We start from the raw sequence: 17,174 nt of genomic DNA, 5'->3' as shown, positions 1-17,174 counted from the left end.
ACACTAAGACGGTTTTCCGGCCCCGGGACCGAACCGCTGAATCACTTTTCTTTCCAGGCGCTTGGCACAGTGGCCCAGGGCAGCCTTGATTTCTTTCTCGACCATGCGCGTGGAAATGCCGAAACGCTGGGAGATTTCCAGGTGCGGCGCCTCTTCCAGGCGGGCGGCGATGAGGATTTTGCGCCGGCGTGCCGGCAGCTCGTAGAGGGCCTTGACCAGGGATTGGATGTCTTTCTGGCCGCCCACCACCCGCGACGGGTCCTGGGCTTCGTCGGCGCTTTGCAGCAACTCTTCCACCTCGCTGCCGGTGAGCAGGCGCGCATCGGCCTGGCGGCGATCGGCGGCGATGTTCAGGGCCATGCGGTACAGGTAGGCATTGGGCTGCTGCAGGTTCGGCGGCACGTCCATGCGGTCGACCCGCAGGTACGTCTCGTGCAGCACGTCGTTGGCCAGGTCCTCCGAGCCCAGGCGCTTGCGCAAACGCACCTTGAAGTCTTCGTAGGAGGCCAGGAACAAGCTGACCATTGTGCTGTGCCCGGTATTTTTCATCCGCCCGAGGCTCCTTTCGCTGCTGTGCATTCCATGCGTGTTCCTGTTGTGTCAGGCATCAAAAGTAAAGTCACCGGTTGGCGCAGCGAGCTTGGCGCCGGGCGTTCGACCCGCGCCGTTGCCAGGCTGCGTACCAGTGCTTCATCGCGTTGTTCATCGCCGGTGGAACTGACCAGCCGGCTGTGTTCGATCACCCCGTCCGGGTTGACCCACACCTGCACCAGCGCCCGAAAACTGCCGGGCCGGGTCAGCGGCGAACGGCACAGGCTGCCTTCGATGGCTTGCTGCAGCGCCGTCGCGTAGCTGTTGTTGATCCGCACAGCACTGCGTGCCGCCGCACCACGGCTGGGGGGCGGCTGACTGACCTGCGGGGCCTGCAAGGTAAACGCATCGCTGCGTGCATAACGGGCCATCAGGCCACTCCCTGTCAGCAACATCGCCAGTGCCTCTTGCGCCGTAAAGCGCCCGCGCGCCCCGATGGCGCGCCGGCCCCGCGTCAACTCGCGGTCGACCAGCACCGCCATCCCGGTGGCGCGGCTGTAGGCTTGCAGTGCGTGTTCCAGGTCTTGCGCCGGCAGGTCCAACGACAACAGGGGTGAATCTGCCTGCGCTGCGCGACCACCGACCAGCAGCAACAGCAAGACCAGGGCGCATGCGGCGCGCCTCCAGACTCCCTGTTCACCCCCTGCTCTGCATCGCTGCACGGCCGACGCGCCCTAGAAAACCGTCATCCTGAGGCCAGTTTATGAACCTGATGTTACGGTGATAGCAAAAAAAACATCACGGTGATGAGAGGCGCGCTGCACTAGACTTTCAAGCCTAACCGGCCCACTCCCCAGCGCCCGCCAGGAGGCCCCGATGAAATCGTTACCGACCCTCGCCAGCCTGTTGCTGTGCGTCGCCCTGCCCTTGCTGGCCCATGCCGACAACAGCGCCGGCACGTGCGCCGAAGTCACGGTGGATGGCTACAAGGCACCGGACTATGGCTGCCTGAGCCAACAAATGGGCAACGACACAAATGCGGCCAAGGCCACGCAAAAGAACCGCGAAGCGCAGGCCCTTTCCGTGGAAAAGCGCCTACCGAATAAACTTGGCCTGGCCACCCCGGCGGCGACCAGCGTGCGCATGGGCAATACCTTCGGGACGTCGGTGAAGCCGCAGCGGCCTTGAGAAATCGAAGTGCCCAGGCGATGCCATCGCAGGCAAGCCAGCTCCCACATGGGAACGGGATCGACAGCAAGAACCCGGTCGACTACAAGGCCGCCTTCGCTGGCAAGCCAGCTCCACATTTGACCGGGTTCGGCAGCAAGAACCCGGTCGGCTCTAAGGCCGCCTTCGCTGGCAAGCCAGCTCCTACATTTGACCGGGATCGACAGCAAGAACCCGGTCGGCTACAAGGCCGCCTTCGCTGGCAAGCCAGCTCCTACATTTGACCGAGATCGACAGCAAGAACCCGGTCGGCTCTAAGGCCGCCGCGCTTTGCTTTTGATCTTAGGCGCCCCGTCAAACACGCTGGCCGGAATTCGACAGGGATTTGGGGGGTAAACCGGCAGGGATGCCGGTTTAGCCGCCCCGCGCCATGGATGGCGCGTGGCGGCGGCCCCCCAAATACCTGTCGGATTACGGGCACACCGAGCCTAGGCGAGGTGCCGAGTGTTGGGGCAAGAGCCCTTTGCTTACTTTGGGGCTTTTCCAAAGTGAGCCGCCGTAAGGGCGGAACCAATAGCAGCCTTTACCTAAATAACGGATATGTACTCGATCAGATCCAACATCCAGGCCAGCTGTCAGGCCGCCTTCGCAGGCAAGCCAGCTCCCACATTTGAATCGCAAGGCTTCAGTTAAATAGCGATAAGGAGCAAGCCCCCCAATTACGCAACAAGGCCTTTTGACGGAATTTTCATATCCGTCCGCCTAAGATCGCCCACCTCGTTGGGGAGTAACCTGCTTCTGACCCCCTCAGAAGCGTTCGTATCAACATATTCGGCAACCTGCCGTGGTGCGAACACCGTCTTTTCGGTTGGTGAGACCAGCGACACCTCCATGCCTAACGTCGGGCGTGTGGAAGTGTCGTTGTCTCATATAGCCCGACTGGAAGCCTCACCGTGAACCCCATTTCCCTGATCCTCCTTGCCCTGGCCATGTCCACGGACGCCTTTGCGGCGGCCATCGGCAAAGGCTCCAGCCTGCACAAACCGCGCCTCACCGAAGCCCTGCGCGCCGGTCTGATCTTTGGTGTGATTGAAGCCATCACACCGATGATCGGCTGGGCCATCGGCCATGCCGCCACACGTTGGGTGGAAGACTGGGACCACTGGATCGCCTTCACCCTGCTGGTCGGGCTGGGGCTGCACATGATCTGGAACGGGCTGAAAGCCGACGATGAAGAGGCCGAGAAGCCCACCCAGCACTCGTTCATGATCCTGGCCGTCACGGCATTCGCCACCAGCATTGATGCACTGGCGGTCGGCGTGGGCCTGGCGTTTGTGGACGTGAACATCCTGGTGGCTGCGGCGGCGATTGGCCTGGCGACCATGACCATGGTGACCATCGGCATGATGCTCGGCCGAGTGCTGGGCAGCGTGGTGGGCAAGCGCGCCGAAATGGTTGGTGGCGTGGTACTGATGCTGGTGGGTGCGACGATTCTGTACGAACACCTCTGCGCCTGAGCACCGCGCCGCTTGAAAGGGTCGCTCCCTGTGGGAGCCGGGCTTGCCCGCGATAGAATCACCTCGGTCTATCTGACAAACCAAGGTGCCTGTATCGCAGGCAAGCCAGCTCCCACAAAGAGCTGATACCACCGAATCGTCGGTGGGATCAGGCGGCGTGGCTTTCTTTTTTCAAGCTGTCCATGTCGATCACGAACCGATACTTCACATCCCCCTTGAGCATCCGCTCATACGCCTCGTTGATGCCTTGGATATCGATCATTTCAATATCCGAGACAATCCCGTGCCTGGCGCAGAAGTCCAGCATGTCCTGGGTCTCCTGGATGCCGCCAATCAGCGAACCGGCGAGGCTGCGGCGCTTGAAGATCAGGTTGAACACCGTGGGCGACGGGTGCGGGCTGTCGGGGGCACCGACCAGGGTCATGGTGCCGTCGCGCTTGAGCAGGTTGAGGAACGCATCGAGATCATGCGGCGCGGCCACGGTGTTGAGGATGAAGTCCAGGCTGTTGGCGACCTTGGCCATCTCGTCCGGGTTCTTCGACACCACTACTTGATCGGCGCCCAGGCGCAGGCCGTCTTCGCGTTTGTTGGGTGACGTGGTAAACAGCGTGACATGGGCCCCCATGGCATGCGCGATTTTCACCGCCATATGGCCCAGGCCACCCAGGCCGACCACACCGACCTTCTTGCCGGGGCCGACCTTCCAGTGATGCAGCGGCGAATAGGTGGTGATGCCCGCGCACAGCAACGGCGCCACGGCCGCCAGGTTGGCGTCGTCATGGGAGATGCGCAGCACGAATTTCTCCTTGACCACGATGCTGTCCGAATAGCCGCCGAAGGTGTTTTCACCGCCGAACACCGGGCCGTTGTAGGTGCCGGTAAACCCATTCTCGCAGTACTGTTCCTCGCCCTCGGCGCAGGACGCGCAGTGCTGGCAGCTGTCGACCATGCAGCCGACACCGGCCAGGTCACCCACCTTGAATTTCTGCACATTGGCGCCTACCGCCGTGACGCGGCCGACAATTTCATGGCCGGGCACGGAAGGATACAGGGTGTTGTTCCATTCGTTGCGCGCGGTGTGCAGGTCGGAGTGGCACACCCCGCAGTAGAGAATATCGATCTGCACGTCATCAGCCCCCGGCGCGCGGCGCTCGAAGGTAAAGGGCTTGAGGGAATCCTTGGCGTTCTGGGCGGCGTAGCTGTAAGTCTTGGCCATTTCGTTCACCTGTGTGATCTGACGGTAGAGGTCAGTGGACCAGCATAGACGCTCAACCGTTCAACCGAGCACAGGCGTACAAGCCCTTCGTCCGGTTTGACGCAATAGTGAGGCTGAACTGTTTTGCCACCCTCCCAGGAGTTTTCCATGAGCACATTTGTTGCCAAAGACGGTACCCAGATCTACTTCAAGGACTGGGGCAGCGGTAAGCCCGTGTTGTTCAGCCATGGCTGGCCGCTGGATGCCGACATGTGGGAATACCAGATGGAATACCTGAGCAGCCGCGGCTTTCGCACCATTGCGTTTGACCGTCGAGGCTTTGGCCGGTCGGACCAACCCTGGACCGGCAATGACTACGACACCTTCGCCGACGATATCGCACAGTTGATCGAACACCTGGACCTCCAGGACGTGACCCTGGTGGGCTTCTCCATGGGCGGCGGCGACGTCGCCCGCTACATCGCTCGCCACGGCAGTGCACGGGTTGCCGGGCTGGTGTTGCTGGGCGCAGTGACGCCGATCTTCGGCCAGAAACCGGACTATCCAGAAGGCGTGCCGACCGAGGTGTTCGATGGTATCAAGGCTGGGCTGTTGAAGGACCGCGCGCAATTTATCAGCGACTTCAACGCCCCGTTCTACGGCACCAATAAAGGCCAGGTGGTCTCCGAAGGCGTGTTGACCCAAACCTTGCAAGTGGCGCTGCTGGCGTCTCTCAAGTCGACGGTGGATTGCGTCACGGTGTTCTCCGAAACCGACTTCCGCCCGGACATGACCAAGATCGATGTGCCCACCCTGGTCATCCACGGTGACGGCGACCAGATCGTACCGTTCGAGACCACCGGCAAAGTGGCCGCCGCCTCGATCAAGGGCGCCGAATTGAAGGTCTACAAGGATGCGCCCCACGGGTTCGCCGTGACCCACGCGCAGCAGTTGAACGAGGACCTTCTGGCGTTCCTGAACCGCTGAAACACCCTCTCCTTTTTTGGCCGGGCTTGCCCGGCCTTTTTTGCTCAGGAGAAACGCGGGCTCAGGACCAGGCGCCCGGGACCGGCAATCAAGACACTGGTGAAAATGATCAACAGCAACCAGCCGAACTGCCCCTCGAACACCGTCCACTCCGGGTGCACCACCAGCATAGCGATCAACAGCACCGCCATGATCGGCAGGCACGCCAGGCGCACTAGCAGCCCGGCGAGGATCAGCAAGGGGCACAGCACTTCGGCGAAGATCGCCAGCAGCAGCGTGACGTGGGCGCCCATGTGGAACGGGTCTTCGATCTGCGTCAATTGTTCGCTGTAGTTCAGCAACTTGGGCACACCGTGCACCCACAGCAGGAACAACGCCCCGCTGCCGCGCAGAAACAATAGGCCCAAGTCCTGACTTTTCGATTCGTTCATACGTGCTCTCGTGGGTGGACACAAAGGTCGATTGTGTCGACAGAGCCCTGCGCCTGCTTGCAAGCCTGTGCTGACCTCAGTCCCCGGTGCCGGCAAACGCGGCGACGATTTCGTCGATCACCACGCGCACCCGGGCGGTGTGGCGCAGGTCGGCGTGGGTCACCAGCCACACGTCATACGGCAGTGGCCGGGTACGCTGCGGCCACAGGCGCACCAGCCCGTCGCGCTCACCGGTGGACACCGGGATTTCACCAATGCCGATACCCGCGGCGATGGAGCGGCGCACCAGCAGGCTGGAACTCAAGGCGGCGACAATGCGCCCGCGCGCCACGGGCTCAGAGACCAGGCTCATGTCCTTCTGGCTTTGCAGGTAGGGTTGGTAGACCACCAGGTCATGGCCTTCGAACAGGCTGCCCGACGTGGGCACGCCGTGACGGTCGATATAGCCCTGGGATGCAAACAGCCCGACCGGCCAGCGTGCAATGCGCCGGGCGATCAGGTCGGGGTTGTCCGGGCGGGTGTTGCGCACGGCGATATCGGCTTCACGCTTGGCCAGGCTGAGGATCTGGGTGGAGGCGTCCAGTTGCACGCGCACGTCGGGGTGTTTGTCGTGCAGGCGCGCGATGCACGGAATCAGGAAGTCGATGGCCAGGGAGTCGGTGGTGCTGACCCGCACCGTGCCGGTCAGGCGGTCATCCAGGCCCTGGATCTGCCGCTCCAGGTCGAGGGCTGAGCGCTCCATTTTCTCCACCGAGAGCAACGCCGCTTCGCCTACCGCCGTGAGCGCGTAGCCTTCGGAGGTGCGCAGGAACAAGGTCGCGCTCAAGGACTTTTCCAAGGCATTGATCCGCCGCCCTACCGTGGCCTGGTCCACCCCCAGCACCCGCGCGGCACCGCGCAGTGTGGACTCACGGCACACCGCCAGGAACACCCGTGCATCATCCCAATTCATACCGCCCTCCAGTGATGCATATATGCAACGCAATGACGCTAATTCGCTGCATTATTGCATCGAAAAACCTCGCTATGCTGGCACCAGAGAAACCTTCAGGACCTTCATCATGCTCGACACCCCTGTTTCATCCCGCAGCGCGGTCTGGCTGCCGATCGTCGCCGGCCTGTGTGCCTGGCGTTCTTCGCCTGTGGCTTTGCGCTGTCGGTGGTGTGGTTTTTCGCCTGGCGCCTGCTGTCGGCGATCGCCGTCGGCGCGATCGTGGTCGCACTGGCCCTGGAACTGGGCATGATTGTGCTGAACCGTCGACCGCTCGACACGGTCCCAACCCATACGCTCATCGCTGCAGGTACTTTGAAATGACGCTTCCTAAAGAAATGACCCTGATCGAAATCACCACACCCGGCGCACCTGAAGTGCTGCAACCGCGCCGCGCCGATGTGCCAGTCGCAGGCCCCGGCGAAATCCTGATCCGCGTGCATGCCGCCGGGGTCAACCGCCCAGACGCCCTGCAGCGCGCCGGCAAGTACCCGATGAAACCCGGCATGAGCCCGATCCCAGGCCTGGAAGTGGCGGGTGAAGTGGTCGCCCTGGGCGATGGCGTGAACGAGTACGTCGTCGGCGACAAGGTCTGCGCCCTGACCAATGGCGGCGGCTACGCGCAGTTCTGCAGCGTACCGGCCAGCCAGGCCCTGCCGATCCCGGAGGGCATGGACTGGATTCAAGCCGCCGCCGTGCCGGAGACCTTCTTTACCGTGTGGGCCAACCTGTTCGGCCTCGGCGGTGCGCACAAAGGCCAGCGCGTGCTGATCCACGGCGGTACCAGCGGCATCGGCACCACCGCCCTGATGCTGTGCCGCGAGTTCGGCATCCAGGCCTTCGCCACCGCCGGGAGTGCCGACAAGTGTGCCGCGATTGCCAAGCTGGGCGCCGAGCCGATCAATTATCGCGAGCAGGACTTTGCCGAGGTCATCGCCAAGCGGACCGGCGACAAGGGCGTGAACGTGATCCTCGACATCATGGGCGCCTCCTACTTGAACAACAACATCAAGTCCCTGGCCATGGACGGTCACCTGGTGATGCTGGGCTTCCTCGGTGGTGGCAAGGCCAACGACGTCGACCTGCTGAGCATCCTTGGCAAACGGGCGGTGATTACCGGCTCGCTGTTGCGTGCACGCACCCGGGAAGAAAAGGCCGCGATTGCCGAACAACTGCGCGAATACGTGTGGCCGGTGCTGGCCGCCGGGCGTTGCCTGCCGATCATCGACAAGGTGTACGAATACACCGACGCCGCCCAGGCCCACGCGCGGATGGAGGGCGGTGATCACATTGGCAAGATCGTGCTGCGCGTGGAGTAACACAGGGGCTGGCCAGCTCCCACCTTGATCAGCGTTGCCTGGCTATTGGGCGTACACCGGGTAGTCGATATAGCCCTCTGCACCACCGCCGTACATCCCTTCCACCCGCAGCGGATTCAACGGCCACCCGTTGAACAACCGCTGTGGCAAGTCTGGGTTGGCAATGAACGGCCGCCCGAACGCGATCAAGTCCGCCAGCCCGGCTTCGACCAGACCGGCACCGCGCTCAGCAGTGTAGCGACCGGCGTAGATGATGCGCCCGCTGAACGTGTCGCGCACCGCGCGGCGGAACGATTCGGGCAACACTGGGGCGTTATCCCAGTCTGCTTCGGCAATGGACACATAGGCGATGCCCGACTCTTCCAGCACCTTGATCGCTTCGACGTAGGTGTGATGCGGATCGTCTTCCACCAGGCCGATATACACCCGGTCCTGATCAGTGCCGCTGAACAGCGGTGAGAAACGCACCCCCAGCCGCTCAGGCCCGACCACCGCGCTCACGGCTTCGACGATCTCGCGCAGAAAGCGCAGGCGGTTGTGCAGCGAGCCACCGTATTCGTCATCACGCTGGTTGGCGTGGGCCGAGATGAACTGATTGACCAGGTAACCATTCGCCGAATGGATCTCCACCCCGTCGAAGCCGGCATCCAGTGCATTGCGTGCGGCCTGGGCGTAGTGCCCGACCAGTTCCTCGATCTCCAGGGCGGTCAAGGCACGCGGCACCGGCGGTTGCTTCAGCTCCCCCTCGCCCGGCGCGGTTTCGATGAAGGCCTTGGCCTGCAGCGCCTGGAGTGCCGAGGGTGCGACAGGTGCCGCGCCGTCTGGCTGCAAGGCGTTGTGGGACACCCGGCCAACGTGCCACAGCTGGGCGAAGATCACCCCGCCCTCGGCATGTACCGCCTCGGTGACCTTGCGCCAGCCGTCGATCTGCGCCGGGGAGTAGATACCTGGCGTCCAGGCATAGCCCTGGCCACGCGGTTCAATCTGTGTGCCCTCGCTGACCATGAAACCGGCACTCGCGCGCTGGCGGTAGTACTCGGCCATCAAGTCGGTGGCGATATTGCCTGGTTGCGCACTGCGCTGGCGTGTCAACGGCGGCAGCACAATACGGTTGTTCAGCGTGTGGTGCCCCAGTTTTACCGGGGTACTTAAAATAGGCTCATTCATTGAATCATTTCCAAATAGCGGGCGCGCTAAAGCATTGGCGACTTATAAAAGTCGCCAATGCATCAAGCGGTCAGTTAATTAAGCGGTGAGTGTCAGCAGGGCTTTGGCGACATCACTGGAACTGCCTGGGTTTTGCCCGGTGACCAGCAAGCCATCGGTGATGACAAAGGATTGCCAGTCAGCGCCTTTCTCATAAAGGCCACCCAACTTCTTGAACTCATCTTCCACCAGGAACGGCACCACATTGGTCAGTTCCACTGCCGCTTCTTCCGAGTTGGAGAACCCGGTGACGCGACGGCCCTTGACCAATGGGTCGCCGTTGACCGCCTTGACATGACGCAAGGCACCCGGTGCGTGGCAGACGAAACCGATCGGCTTGCCAGCGCGCTCGAAGGACTCGATCAGGGCGATCGACACCGGCGACTCCGCCAGGTCCCACAGCGGGCCGTGGCCGCCTGGGTAGAACACGGTGTCGAAGTCATCGGCGTTGACCGAATCGAGCTTCTGCGTGGTCGCCAGGGCCTGCTGCGCAGCCGGGTCGGCGGCGAAGCGGTGGGTCTGTTCGGTCTGGAAGTCCGGCTGGTCGCTCACCGGGTCCAGAGGCGGCTGGCCGCCGGCGGGAGAAGCCAGCACCACCTCGGCACCGGCGTCCTTGAACGCGTAATAGGGGGCGGCAAACTCTTCGAGCCAAAAGCCGGTCTTGCGCCCGGTATCGCCGAGCTGGTCGTGAGAGGTCAGTACCATTAATACTTTCATTTTCCAGTGCCTCGATAGGTGTGAATGTCAGTTTCTTCCGGCTGACCCAACAACTGTCGAGTCAACCCCAACGCCTCGTCAAAAGGCGCCGTAGTACGGGTGATCTTGCTCATGACGCTGGTGCCCAACCACAACGCATACAGACGCCGGGCCAGGCTGTCCGGGTGTTGCGTAATCGCTACCGAGCCGTCTTCGACGCCCTGCTGCAAGGCCTCGGCCAGCAACCCGATGGTGCGTGCAGTGCCGCGTTGCAGGGCCAGTCGCATCGGCTCTGAAAGGTCTGACACCTCAGCGCCGAGTTTGACGGCAAGGCATTTGCCCGCGTCGGTGCAGCCGGTCTGGTTGTCGATCCAGCAGTCCCAATAACGCATCAACTTGGCGTGCTGGGTTAAACCCGGCTGGTCGAACAGTTGCTGCATGCCGTGCACGTAGTGGTCGAAGTAGTGGTCGAGCAATACAACGCCGAACGCATCTTTGGAGGTGAAGTAGTGATAAAACGAACCTTTGGGTACTTCGGCGGCTTGCAGTATTTCGTTCAGGCCCACCGCAGAAAATCCTTTGCGACCGACAATACGTTGCGCGGTATCGAGAATGGTCTGCCTTGCACTTTTGGTTTCGTTGCTCATGCTTCATCCCGTCCGATTAGACCAGTCGTCTAGTTCGTTGAGGGAATGTTAGGAGGCGGGGCAATTGCGCACAATGTCAGATCCGCAAGGATTCCGGACATGCCGCGAAGGCAGTTGCCGTTTACCCGGCACGCGCCGACAATCCCCTCTCCCGCGCCCCTTGGAGAATGACGATGCACAGCGTTGCGCTGATGGTTTACCCGAACTTCCAGTCCCTGAGCCTCAGCCTGGGGTCGGTGTTCGAGTGCGCGAACCTGCTGCGCGGCGAGCCGGCCTATGAGTTTCACCTGGTGTCGGAGAGTGGCGGCGCGGTGATGACGTCCCAGGGTTTCTCGGTGAATACCACGCCGATCCGGCCGGAGGGCTACGACACCCTCATCGTCAGTGGCTACCTGGAATTCCGCCTGCCGGAAGCCAACCTGCTCGAACTGGTCAAGGCCGCCTCCGCCCAGTCGCGGCGCGTGGCTTCCTTGTGCATGGGCATCTTCGTGTTGGCCGAAGCCGGCCTGCTGGCAGGCAAGCGCACCACCACCCACTGGATTCACGCTCCGGCCTTTCGCAAGCGCTACCCAGACATTCGCCTGGAAGAAGACAAGCTGTTTATCGTCGACGGCCAAGTGTGGACAGGCGCCGGCATGAGTGCCGGCGTGGACCTGGCCCTGGCCATGGTGGAGAACGACTTGGGCAGCGACCTGGCCCGGCGCATAGCGCGCAAACTGGTGATCGCCCAACGGCGCGGCAGTGAGCAATCGCAGTTGTCGGCGCTGCTGGAGCTGGACCCCAAGTCAGACCGCGTGCAACTGGCCCTGGCCTACGCCCGCGAGAACCTGACCCACGACCTTTCGGTGGAAGCCCTGGCCGACGTCGCCCGGCTCAGCCCGCGCCAGTTCAGCCGGGTGTTCCGTGAAGAGACCGGGCAAACGCCGGCCAAGGCCATCGAATCCCTGCGGGTGGAAGCCGCCCGGGCGATGATGGAAACCAGTCGCCACCCGGTTGAAGTGGTGGCCCGCGAAACCGGTTTTGGTGATCGCGAGCGCATGCGCCAGGCGTTTCTAAGGGCGTTCGGGCAGCCGCCGCAGGTGATGCAGCAAGCGCTGTTCATCCCAGGGTAGGTTGGTAGCCAAACAGCGATTTCACTTCCAGGTAGTCCTCCAGGCCAAATACCCCCCACTCACGGCCATTACCGGACTGCTTGTACCCGCCAAAGGGCGCGCCGTTGTCCGCCTTGCTGCCATTGAGATGGACCATCCCCGTGCGCAGACGGCGGGCGACCCTGCGCGCGCCTTCCAGCGTGCCGGCCGTGACGTAGCCCGACAGGCCATAGGGGCTGTCATTGGCGATGGCAATCGCCTGCTCTTCGCTGTCGTAGGGAATGATCACCAGCACCGGCCCGAACACCTCTTCGCGGGCAATCGGCAGGTCGGGGTGGACATCGGCGTAGACCGTGGGCCGCACATAGAAACCGTGGGTGATGCCCGGCGGCCGCCCTGCACCGCCGCACACCGGCGGGACGTCCACGGCCGCCAACAGCGCCTGCACCCGTTCGAATTGCGCCTGGTTGGCCAGAGGCCCCATGGCGGTCACGGGGTTGCTGTCATCAAAGCAGCTCTGCGCGGCGACCTCCTGGGCAATTTCCACTGCCCGCGCCTGCAAGGCACGCGGCACCAGCAGGCGCGTCGGCGCATTACAGGACTGGCCGCTGTTGCGAAAACAGCTGCTCACGCCGTGTCGCACGGCAGCGTCCAGGTCCGCATCGGCGAGAATCAGGTTGGCCGATTTGCCGCCCAGCTCCTGGGAGACACGCTTGACCGTGTCCGCCGCCGCCTTGGCCACAGCGATGCCCGCGCCAGTGGAACCGGTAAACGAGACCATATCGATCCCGGCATGCCGGGCGATGCCGTCACCCATCGTAGGACCGTCGCCATTGACGAGGTTGAACACGCCCTTGGGCACCCCGGCCTGGTCCAGGATATCGGCCAGCAGCATCGCCGACAGCGGCGCCTTTTCACTGGGTTTGAGCACCATCGTGCAGCCCGCGGCCAGGGCCGGAGCGAGCTTGCAGGTGAGTTGGTTGAGTGGCCAGTTCCAGGGTGTGATCAGGCCGCACACCCCTATCGGTTCGCGGCTGATCAGGGTGCTGGCGTGGGCGTATTCGAAGTCATACGTCTTGAGCACGTCATAGGCACGCTGCAAGTGGCCCAACCCCGCAGGCACATGGGCACTGCGTGCCAGTGAAAGCGGTGCGCCCATTTCCTGGTGCACGCATTGCGCCAGGGCTTCGCTGTGCTGGCGATAGCGGTCGATGATCGCCGCCAGCAGCTCCAGGCGTTGCTCGCGCGTCCATTGCCCATAGCTGTCGAAGGCGCGCCTGGCCGCAGCGACAGCGCGGTCGAGGTCGGCCAGGGTGCCGAGGCTGATGGTCGCGACGGTTCGCTCTGTCGTCGGGTCGATCACCGGCAAGGTGTCGCCGCCCAGGGGCTTGACCCACTGCCCGTCGATGTAGAAATCCAGGTGATTCATCGCGTCGCCTCAAGTGCCAGGCCCAAGCTGCTGAACACCTGCGCGACCTGTTCCTGGTTGATGATCAGTGGCGGCGATAGCACGATGTTTTCTCCGGAGGCGCGCACCAGCACGCCCGCCTCGAAACACCGCTGGGCCACCTCTGCCGCCCGCGCACCGGGGGCACCCTCACGGGGCTTGAGCTCGACCGCGCAAAGCAGGCCAATGGCACGTACGTCCAGCACCAAGGCCTGCTCACGCAAGGCCAGCGCGGTGTCCTGCCACAACGGCGCCATCTGCCGTACATGCGCATTGAGGCCCAGCTCTTCGTGCACCTGCAGGGTCGCCAAACCGGCGGCGCAAGCCAGTGGATGGGCCGAATAGGTGTAACCGTGCATCAGCTCGATAGCCTGTTCCGGGCCCTGCATGAACGCCTCGTACACCGCGTCGCTGACCAGCACGCCGCCCATGGGCACCGCGCCGTTGGTCAGGCCCTTGGCCAAGGTCATCAAGTCGGGGGTGACGCCAAAGGCCTGGGCGGCAAACCCATGGCCTACACGACCGAAGCCGGTGATGACCTCGTCGAAGATCAACAGCAAGCCATGCCGGTCACAGATCTCGCGCAGTTTTTGCAGGTAGCCCAGGGGCGGCGCGTAGACCCCACCCGAGCCGGTGACCGGTTCGACAATCACTGCCGCCACCGTGGCCGGGTCGTGTACTTCCAGTAAGTGCAGTAACGCATCCGCATAGTGCGCGCCCTGCTCCGGCTGGCCGGGGCTGAAACGCGAGCCAGCGTCATAGGGCAACGGCAAGTGCGCCACGTCGCCGAGCAACGGCCCGAAATCACGCTTCTGCCGGCCGATGCCCGACACCGACAGACCGCCAAACCCCATGCCGTGATAGCCCTTGGCGCGGCCGATCAGCTTGGTGCGCCGGCAATCGCCTCGGGCCTGATGATAGGCGCGCGCGATCTTCAAGGCAGTGTCCACTGCCTCGGAACCGGAGTTGGTAAAGAACACCTTGTCCAGGCCGGCTGGCGCTTTGGCAACCAGCTGATCCGCCAGGGTCAGCGCCGCCGGGTGGCTCATCTTGAACGAGGACACAAAGTCCAGGCGCCCTGCCGCTTCGCGGATGGCCTCGACGATACGGGGCTGGCCATGCCCGGCATTGACGCACCACAACCCGGCCATCGCATCGAGCACGTCGCGCCCTTCGGTGGTGGTGTAGTGCATGCCGGCGGCGCGGTCGAACAGCATTGGTTGGCGGTTGAAGGGGCGCATTGCGGTAAAGGGTGCCCACAGGGAAGAGGTCATCATTTGTACTCCTTAAAGCGGGATTCGTGAGCCGATCAGGGTCGGGCGTTGCAGGGCACCGGCGTTGGTGTTGACGCCCCGGTCGAATCGCAGGCGCCCGTCCTGCACGCGACCGGTAACGTGGTCGCCAAAGGCGGTTTCGACGAAGCGCCAGTCCATACGTAACTCACCTTCCGTGGACCAGCAGGCCTGCGCGACCACGGCGGTCTGTTCAGGCTGGTACTGGTGGTGCAAGTAATTGCCGGTGATGCTGGTGAGGGTCTCGATCGGCTGTCGGAAACCGGCGCGCACGTGATGAGTGCCGCGATGATCCACCAGGGTGAAATCGCAGTAATCCGCCTGGAAATCGAAAGCCACTTCGCGCACGCCATCCTCATTCGGTTCGATGGCGAAACGGCCCTGCAGTGCACGGCTGGCGGGCGAGCTTTGCAAACCGTGCAGCGTGGGCAGGCGCAGGCCGTCGATCAGCGCATCCAACTGCGCCTGACTGGCACTGGCATCAACGGCGGCACGCCCCAGCGCCGGGAACAGGTGCTGCCACAGCGCCGCGTGCAAGCGCTTTTCTCCCAGGCGCAGGCCGCAGGTGAAGACAATCACCGTGTCCTGTTCCGGCAGCACCATGCACTGCTGGCCGAACACGCCCGAGGCGTAATAACCGCCGTGTTCGGTCATCCACCATTGGTAACCGTAGCCTTCACGCTGGGCTTCATTGGCTTTGTTCTTGTCGCGCGGCAGGTACTGCTTGCCGTCGAACTCCCCCATCCACACGTCCTGCACCTGATTGCGCGTGGCCTCGCTGACCCACTGTGGCGACAGCAACTGGCGCCCTTGCCATTGGCCATGATTGAGGTGCAACACGCCAAACTTCAACGAATCTTCGCTGGTGCAACTCAAGCCATTACCTCCGGAGTTGAAACCACCGGGAGCCAGGTCCCACCCCAGGTGATCGAGCCCCAGGTAGTCGAGGACGCGCGCCTGCAACAAGGCGTGCATCGTCTGCCCAGTCACCTGTGTGACGATGGCAGACAACATGAAACTTGACGCACTGCTGTAGATAAACGACTGCCCAGGTGGCTCGTCCACCGGCTCATTGAGAAAGGCCTCGACCCAGCTGCTCTGCAGGTTGCGCCAGTCGCCGCCAGAAATGCCACGGGTGTGACCGGTGCGCATGGTCAGCAGGTCTTCCACGGTCATGGCCGCCAGGTTGGCGCTGATAGGTTGTGGGCACAGGTCGGGGAAAAAGCTCACCACCTTGGCATCGAGGCTCAGGCGACCGTCGTCGATCAGCAGGCCGATTGCCGTAGCCGTCCAGCTCTTGGTGGCCGAATGCTGCACGTGCAGGCGATGCGCCGAATAGGGCTGCCAATACGCCTCGGCCACCACTGCGCCCTGGCGGTACAGCAGGAAACTGTGCAGCTCAAGGCCTTGCTCGGTCACGGCTTGGAGGAAGTCAACGACGCCGGACGGGTCGACGCCGCACTCATGGGGCAAGGCTCTGGGCAGCGGGATGTAGGTCATGATGGGTCCTCAATGATGTTTTTATATTTCAAATAATGCAGATAAAGATTTATTCGCTGCGGCCCTGATGTATTTGAGCCCCCTATAATTCAGTTTTTCCGGTTATCCTTGCCTCCCCTGTCACAGGAACGACCTCGCACCATGTCTCAACTCACCTCGCTGCAGACCAAAGTCGCCGGCCAGATCCTTGCCGCCATCGCCAGCGGCGACCTGCAACCTGGTCTGCACCTCAAGGAAGTGGAACTGGCCCAGCGCCTGGGCGTCTCGCGCTCGCCCATCCGCAGCGCACTGGCGTACCTGGCCGAACAGAAAGCCATTGAGCCGCTGCCGCAACAGGGCTATCGCGTACCGCTGGAAACCACCGAAGGCTTGGCGCAGCAGTTCACCGAGTTGCACAACGAAGAGGACGAGCTGTACACGCGGCTGATCGACGACCGGCTGAACCAGGTGCTGCCCGACCAGATCTCCGAGAGCGACCTGCTGCGCCGCTATGTCGTCGGCAAAAGCGTGCTGCGCCGCTGCCTGTTGCGCCTCTCCGATGAAGGCGTGATGCAGCGCAAGCACGGGCACGGCTGGCAGTTCCTGCCGACGCTGAACAGCCCGCAGACCCGCTTCGAGAGCTACCGCTTCCGCATGCTGCTGGAGCCAGCCGGGTTGCTGGAGCCGACCTTCAAGATCAACCCCGAACAATTCCGCCGCTGCCGCGAACGCCAGATGGAACTGCTGGAAGGCAAAGTCGATGGGCAACGCTTTATTGAGTACAACGCCGAATTCCACGAACTGCTGGCGGCCGCTTCGGGTAACGGCTACATCCTGCAGGCGATCCAGCAGCAGAACCGGTTGCGTCGACTGACCGAGTTCCACACCGTGAACAATCAGGAAAGGGTCAAGGTCTCGTGCTGTGAACACCTGGCGATTCTGGATGCCCTGGAGCAGGGCGATAACGAATGGGCGTCGACACTGCTGCATCGACACTTGGATGTGGCGAGCAAATTGCGCGTGGCACGCAACAAGGGATGAGGGGTGCGCCTCCACGCCCTTCTCGGAACCGACCCGACCTCGAAGCGCTCTCGAAACCGGCCAGGCCTCAAAAACATTCGCAATCCCTGTAGGAGCCGGCTTACCGGCGATGGTCGTCAACGAGGACGCGACAAACC

General features: G+C 62.8%; 18 protein-coding genes. 7 read left to right on the top strand and 11 right to left on the bottom strand.

Going from position 1 to position 17,174, the window contains the following annotated elements:
* Positions 1-3: 3 nt before the first annotated feature.
* Both AC0IYN_RS22530 and AC0IYN_RS22525 read right to left on the bottom strand, forming a co-directional pair.
* A complete protein-coding gene (locus AC0IYN_RS22530; RefSeq protein ID WP_406596441.1) occupies positions 4-549 on the bottom strand; it encodes an RNA polymerase sigma factor in 546 nt (181 codons plus the stop codon).
* Positions 546-1,190, bottom strand: coding sequence for a TonB family protein (locus AC0IYN_RS22525; protein WP_457239270.1), 645 nt, complete (start codon positions 1,188-1,190; stop codon positions 546-548). The genes AC0IYN_RS22530 and AC0IYN_RS22525 overlap by 4 nt, the downstream gene beginning before the upstream one ends.
* A gap of 217 nt (positions 1,191-1,407) precedes the next feature.
* On the opposite strand from AC0IYN_RS22525, the gene AC0IYN_RS22520 reads away from it, so the two are divergent.
* Positions 1,408-1,719, top strand: a complete 312-nt coding sequence (locus AC0IYN_RS22520) for a hypothetical protein (RefSeq protein WP_471843321.1) — start codon at positions 1,408-1,410, stop codon at positions 1,717-1,719.
* A gap of 932 nt (positions 1,720-2,651) precedes the next feature.
* A complete protein-coding gene (gene mntP, locus AC0IYN_RS22515) occupies positions 2,652-3,215 on the top strand; it encodes a manganese efflux pump MntP (RefSeq protein WP_406596438.1) in 564 nt (187 codons plus the stop codon).
* Positions 3,216-3,363: 148 nt separating this feature from the next.
* On the opposite strand, the gene AC0IYN_RS22510 is transcribed toward mntP, so the two are convergent.
* The gene (locus AC0IYN_RS22510) at positions 3,364-4,431 is read right to left on the bottom strand and encodes an NAD(P)-dependent alcohol dehydrogenase (RefSeq protein WP_406596437.1); all 1,068 of its coding nucleotides are present in this window, start codon (positions 4,429-4,431) and stop codon (positions 3,364-3,366) included.
* Between the two features lie 147 nt (positions 4,432-4,578).
* Between AC0IYN_RS22510 and AC0IYN_RS22505 the strand changes: the two genes are divergently transcribed.
* Complete coding sequence (locus AC0IYN_RS22505; protein WP_406596436.1) at positions 4,579-5,397, top strand: alpha/beta fold hydrolase; 819 nt, start codon at positions 4,579-4,581, stop codon at positions 5,395-5,397.
* Between the two features lie 44 nt (positions 5,398-5,441).
* On the opposite strand, the gene AC0IYN_RS22500 is transcribed toward AC0IYN_RS22505, so the two are convergent.
* Positions 5,442-5,828 carry a DoxX family protein gene (locus AC0IYN_RS22500; protein WP_406596435.1) on the bottom strand — a complete coding sequence of 129 codons (387 nt, stop codon included), beginning with the start codon at positions 5,826-5,828 and terminating at the stop codon, positions 5,442-5,444.
* A gap of 76 nt (positions 5,829-5,904) precedes the next feature.
* Positions 5,905-6,780: a LysR family transcriptional regulator gene (locus AC0IYN_RS22495; RefSeq protein ID WP_406596434.1), complete on the bottom strand. Its 876-nt coding sequence runs from the start codon at positions 6,778-6,780 to the stop codon at positions 5,905-5,907.
* 168 nt (positions 6,781-6,948) lie between these two features.
* Between AC0IYN_RS22495 and AC0IYN_RS22490 the strand changes: the two genes are divergently transcribed.
* Positions 6,949-7,143 carry a hypothetical protein gene (locus AC0IYN_RS22490; RefSeq protein WP_471843320.1) on the top strand — a complete coding sequence of 65 codons (195 nt, stop codon included), beginning with the start codon at positions 6,949-6,951 and terminating at the stop codon, positions 7,141-7,143.
* Positions 7,140-8,138, top strand: coding sequence for an NAD(P)H-quinone oxidoreductase (locus AC0IYN_RS22485; RefSeq protein ID WP_406596432.1), 999 nt, complete (start codon positions 7,140-7,142; stop codon positions 8,136-8,138). Before AC0IYN_RS22490 ends, AC0IYN_RS22485 begins: the two co-directional genes overlap by 4 nt.
* A 42-nt stretch (positions 8,139-8,180) precedes the next feature.
* Here the strand turns inward: AC0IYN_RS22485 and AC0IYN_RS22480 are convergent, their stop codons facing one another.
* The 3 genes from AC0IYN_RS22480 to AC0IYN_RS22470 all read right to left on the bottom strand — a co-directional run bounded on the left by AC0IYN_RS22480 (position 8,181) and on the right by AC0IYN_RS22470 (position 10,687).
* Entirely contained in the window at positions 8,181-9,305 is a 1,125-nt protein-coding gene (locus tag AC0IYN_RS22480) for an alkene reductase (RefSeq protein ID WP_457239251.1), read from the bottom strand.
* 78 nt (positions 9,306-9,383) lie between these two features.
* Positions 9,384-10,061, bottom strand: a complete 678-nt coding sequence (locus tag AC0IYN_RS22475) for a type 1 glutamine amidotransferase domain-containing protein (protein WP_471843319.1) — start codon at positions 10,059-10,061, stop codon at positions 9,384-9,386.
* Entirely contained in the window at positions 10,058-10,687 is a 630-nt protein-coding gene (locus AC0IYN_RS22470) for a TetR/AcrR family transcriptional regulator (protein WP_457239249.1), read from the bottom strand. Before AC0IYN_RS22470 ends, AC0IYN_RS22475 begins: the two co-directional genes overlap by 4 nt.
* Positions 10,688-10,860: 173 nt before the next feature.
* Here AC0IYN_RS22470 and AC0IYN_RS22465 point away from each other — a divergent pair, with 173 nt between their 5' ends.
* Complete coding sequence (locus AC0IYN_RS22465) at positions 10,861-11,799, top strand: GlxA family transcriptional regulator (protein WP_406596429.1); 939 nt, start codon at positions 10,861-10,863, stop codon at positions 11,797-11,799.
* On the opposite strand, the gene AC0IYN_RS22460 is transcribed toward AC0IYN_RS22465, so the two are convergent.
* Genes AC0IYN_RS22460 through AC0IYN_RS22450 form a run of 3 tightly spaced genes read right to left on the bottom strand, consistent with a single transcriptional unit; the run spans position 11,786 to position 16,017 of the window.
* A complete protein-coding gene (locus AC0IYN_RS22460) occupies positions 11,786-13,207 on the bottom strand; it encodes an aldehyde dehydrogenase family protein (protein ID WP_471843315.1) in 1,422 nt (473 codons plus the stop codon). The genes AC0IYN_RS22465 and AC0IYN_RS22460 overlap by 14 nt on opposite strands.
* Positions 13,204-14,499, bottom strand: coding sequence for an omega-aminotransferase AptA (gene aptA / locus AC0IYN_RS22455; RefSeq protein WP_457248188.1), 1,296 nt, complete (start codon positions 14,497-14,499; stop codon positions 13,204-13,206). The genes AC0IYN_RS22460 and aptA overlap by 4 nt, the downstream gene beginning before the upstream one ends.
* Positions 14,500-14,511: 12 nt before the next feature.
* Positions 14,512-16,017 carry a serine hydrolase domain-containing protein gene (locus tag AC0IYN_RS22450; RefSeq protein WP_471843313.1) on the bottom strand — a complete coding sequence of 502 codons (1,506 nt, stop codon included), beginning with the start codon at positions 16,015-16,017 and terminating at the stop codon, positions 14,512-14,514.
* 141 nt (positions 16,018-16,158) lie between these two features.
* Between AC0IYN_RS22450 and AC0IYN_RS22445 the strand changes: the two genes are divergently transcribed.
* Positions 16,159-17,037, top strand: a complete 879-nt coding sequence (locus AC0IYN_RS22445; RefSeq protein ID WP_471843310.1) for an FCD domain-containing protein — start codon at positions 16,159-16,161, stop codon at positions 17,035-17,037.
* Positions 17,038-17,174 lie beyond the last annotated feature (137 nt).

The organism is Pseudomonas sp. AC112, assembly GCF_979253545.1.
Note: the sequence above shows the minus strand (reverse complement) of the source record. Positions and strands in the feature narration are given on the sequence as shown.

What these genes read in the sequence shown, in the direction of transcription:
- AC0IYN_RS22445 (WP_471843310.1), top strand. Translation starts at nt 16,159, where the DNA reads ATGTCTCAACTCACCTCGCTGCAGACCAAAGTCGCCGGCCAGATCCTT.
- AC0IYN_RS22530 (WP_406596441.1), bottom strand. Translation starts at nt 549, where the DNA reads ATGAAAAATACCGGGCACAGCACAATGGTCAGCTTGTTCCTGGCCTCC.
- AC0IYN_RS22485 (WP_406596432.1), top strand. Translation starts at nt 7,140, where the DNA reads ATGACGCTTCCTAAAGAAATGACCCTGATCGAAATCACCACACCCGGC.
- AC0IYN_RS22505 (WP_406596436.1), top strand. Translation starts at nt 4,579, where the DNA reads ATGAGCACATTTGTTGCCAAAGACGGTACCCAGATCTACTTCAAGGAC.
- AC0IYN_RS22450 (WP_471843313.1), bottom strand. Translation starts at nt 16,017, where the DNA reads ATGACCTACATCCCGCTGCCCAGAGCCTTGCCCCATGAGTGCGGCGTC.
- AC0IYN_RS22500 (WP_406596435.1), bottom strand. Translation starts at nt 5,828, where the DNA reads ATGAACGAATCGAAAAGTCAGGACTTGGGCCTATTGTTTCTGCGCGGC.
- AC0IYN_RS22520 (WP_471843321.1), top strand. Translation starts at nt 1,408, where the DNA reads ATGAAATCGTTACCGACCCTCGCCAGCCTGTTGCTGTGCGTCGCCCTG.
- AC0IYN_RS22460 (WP_471843315.1), bottom strand. Translation starts at nt 13,207, where the DNA reads ATGAATCACCTGGATTTCTACATCGACGGGCAGTGGGTCAAGCCCCTG.
- AC0IYN_RS22480 (WP_457239251.1), bottom strand. Translation starts at nt 9,305, where the DNA reads ATGAATGAGCCTATTTTAAGTACCCCGGTAAAACTGGGGCACCACACG.
- AC0IYN_RS22475 (WP_471843319.1), bottom strand. Translation starts at nt 10,061, where the DNA reads ATGAAAGTATTAATGGTACTGACCTCTCACGACCAGCTCGGCGATACC.
- AC0IYN_RS22510 (WP_406596437.1), bottom strand. Translation starts at nt 4,431, where the DNA reads ATGGCCAAGACTTACAGCTACGCCGCCCAGAACGCCAAGGATTCCCTC.
- AC0IYN_RS22495 (WP_406596434.1), bottom strand. Translation starts at nt 6,780, where the DNA reads ATGAATTGGGATGATGCACGGGTGTTCCTGGCGGTGTGCCGTGAGTCC.
- AC0IYN_RS22465 (WP_406596429.1), top strand. Translation starts at nt 10,861, where the DNA reads ATGCACAGCGTTGCGCTGATGGTTTACCCGAACTTCCAGTCCCTGAGC.
- AC0IYN_RS22470 (WP_457239249.1), bottom strand. Translation starts at nt 10,687, where the DNA reads ATGAGCAACGAAACCAAAAGTGCAAGGCAGACCATTCTCGATACCGCG.
- aptA (WP_457248188.1), bottom strand. Translation starts at nt 14,499, where the DNA reads ATGACCTCTTCCCTGTGGGCACCCTTTACCGCAATGCGCCCCTTCAAC.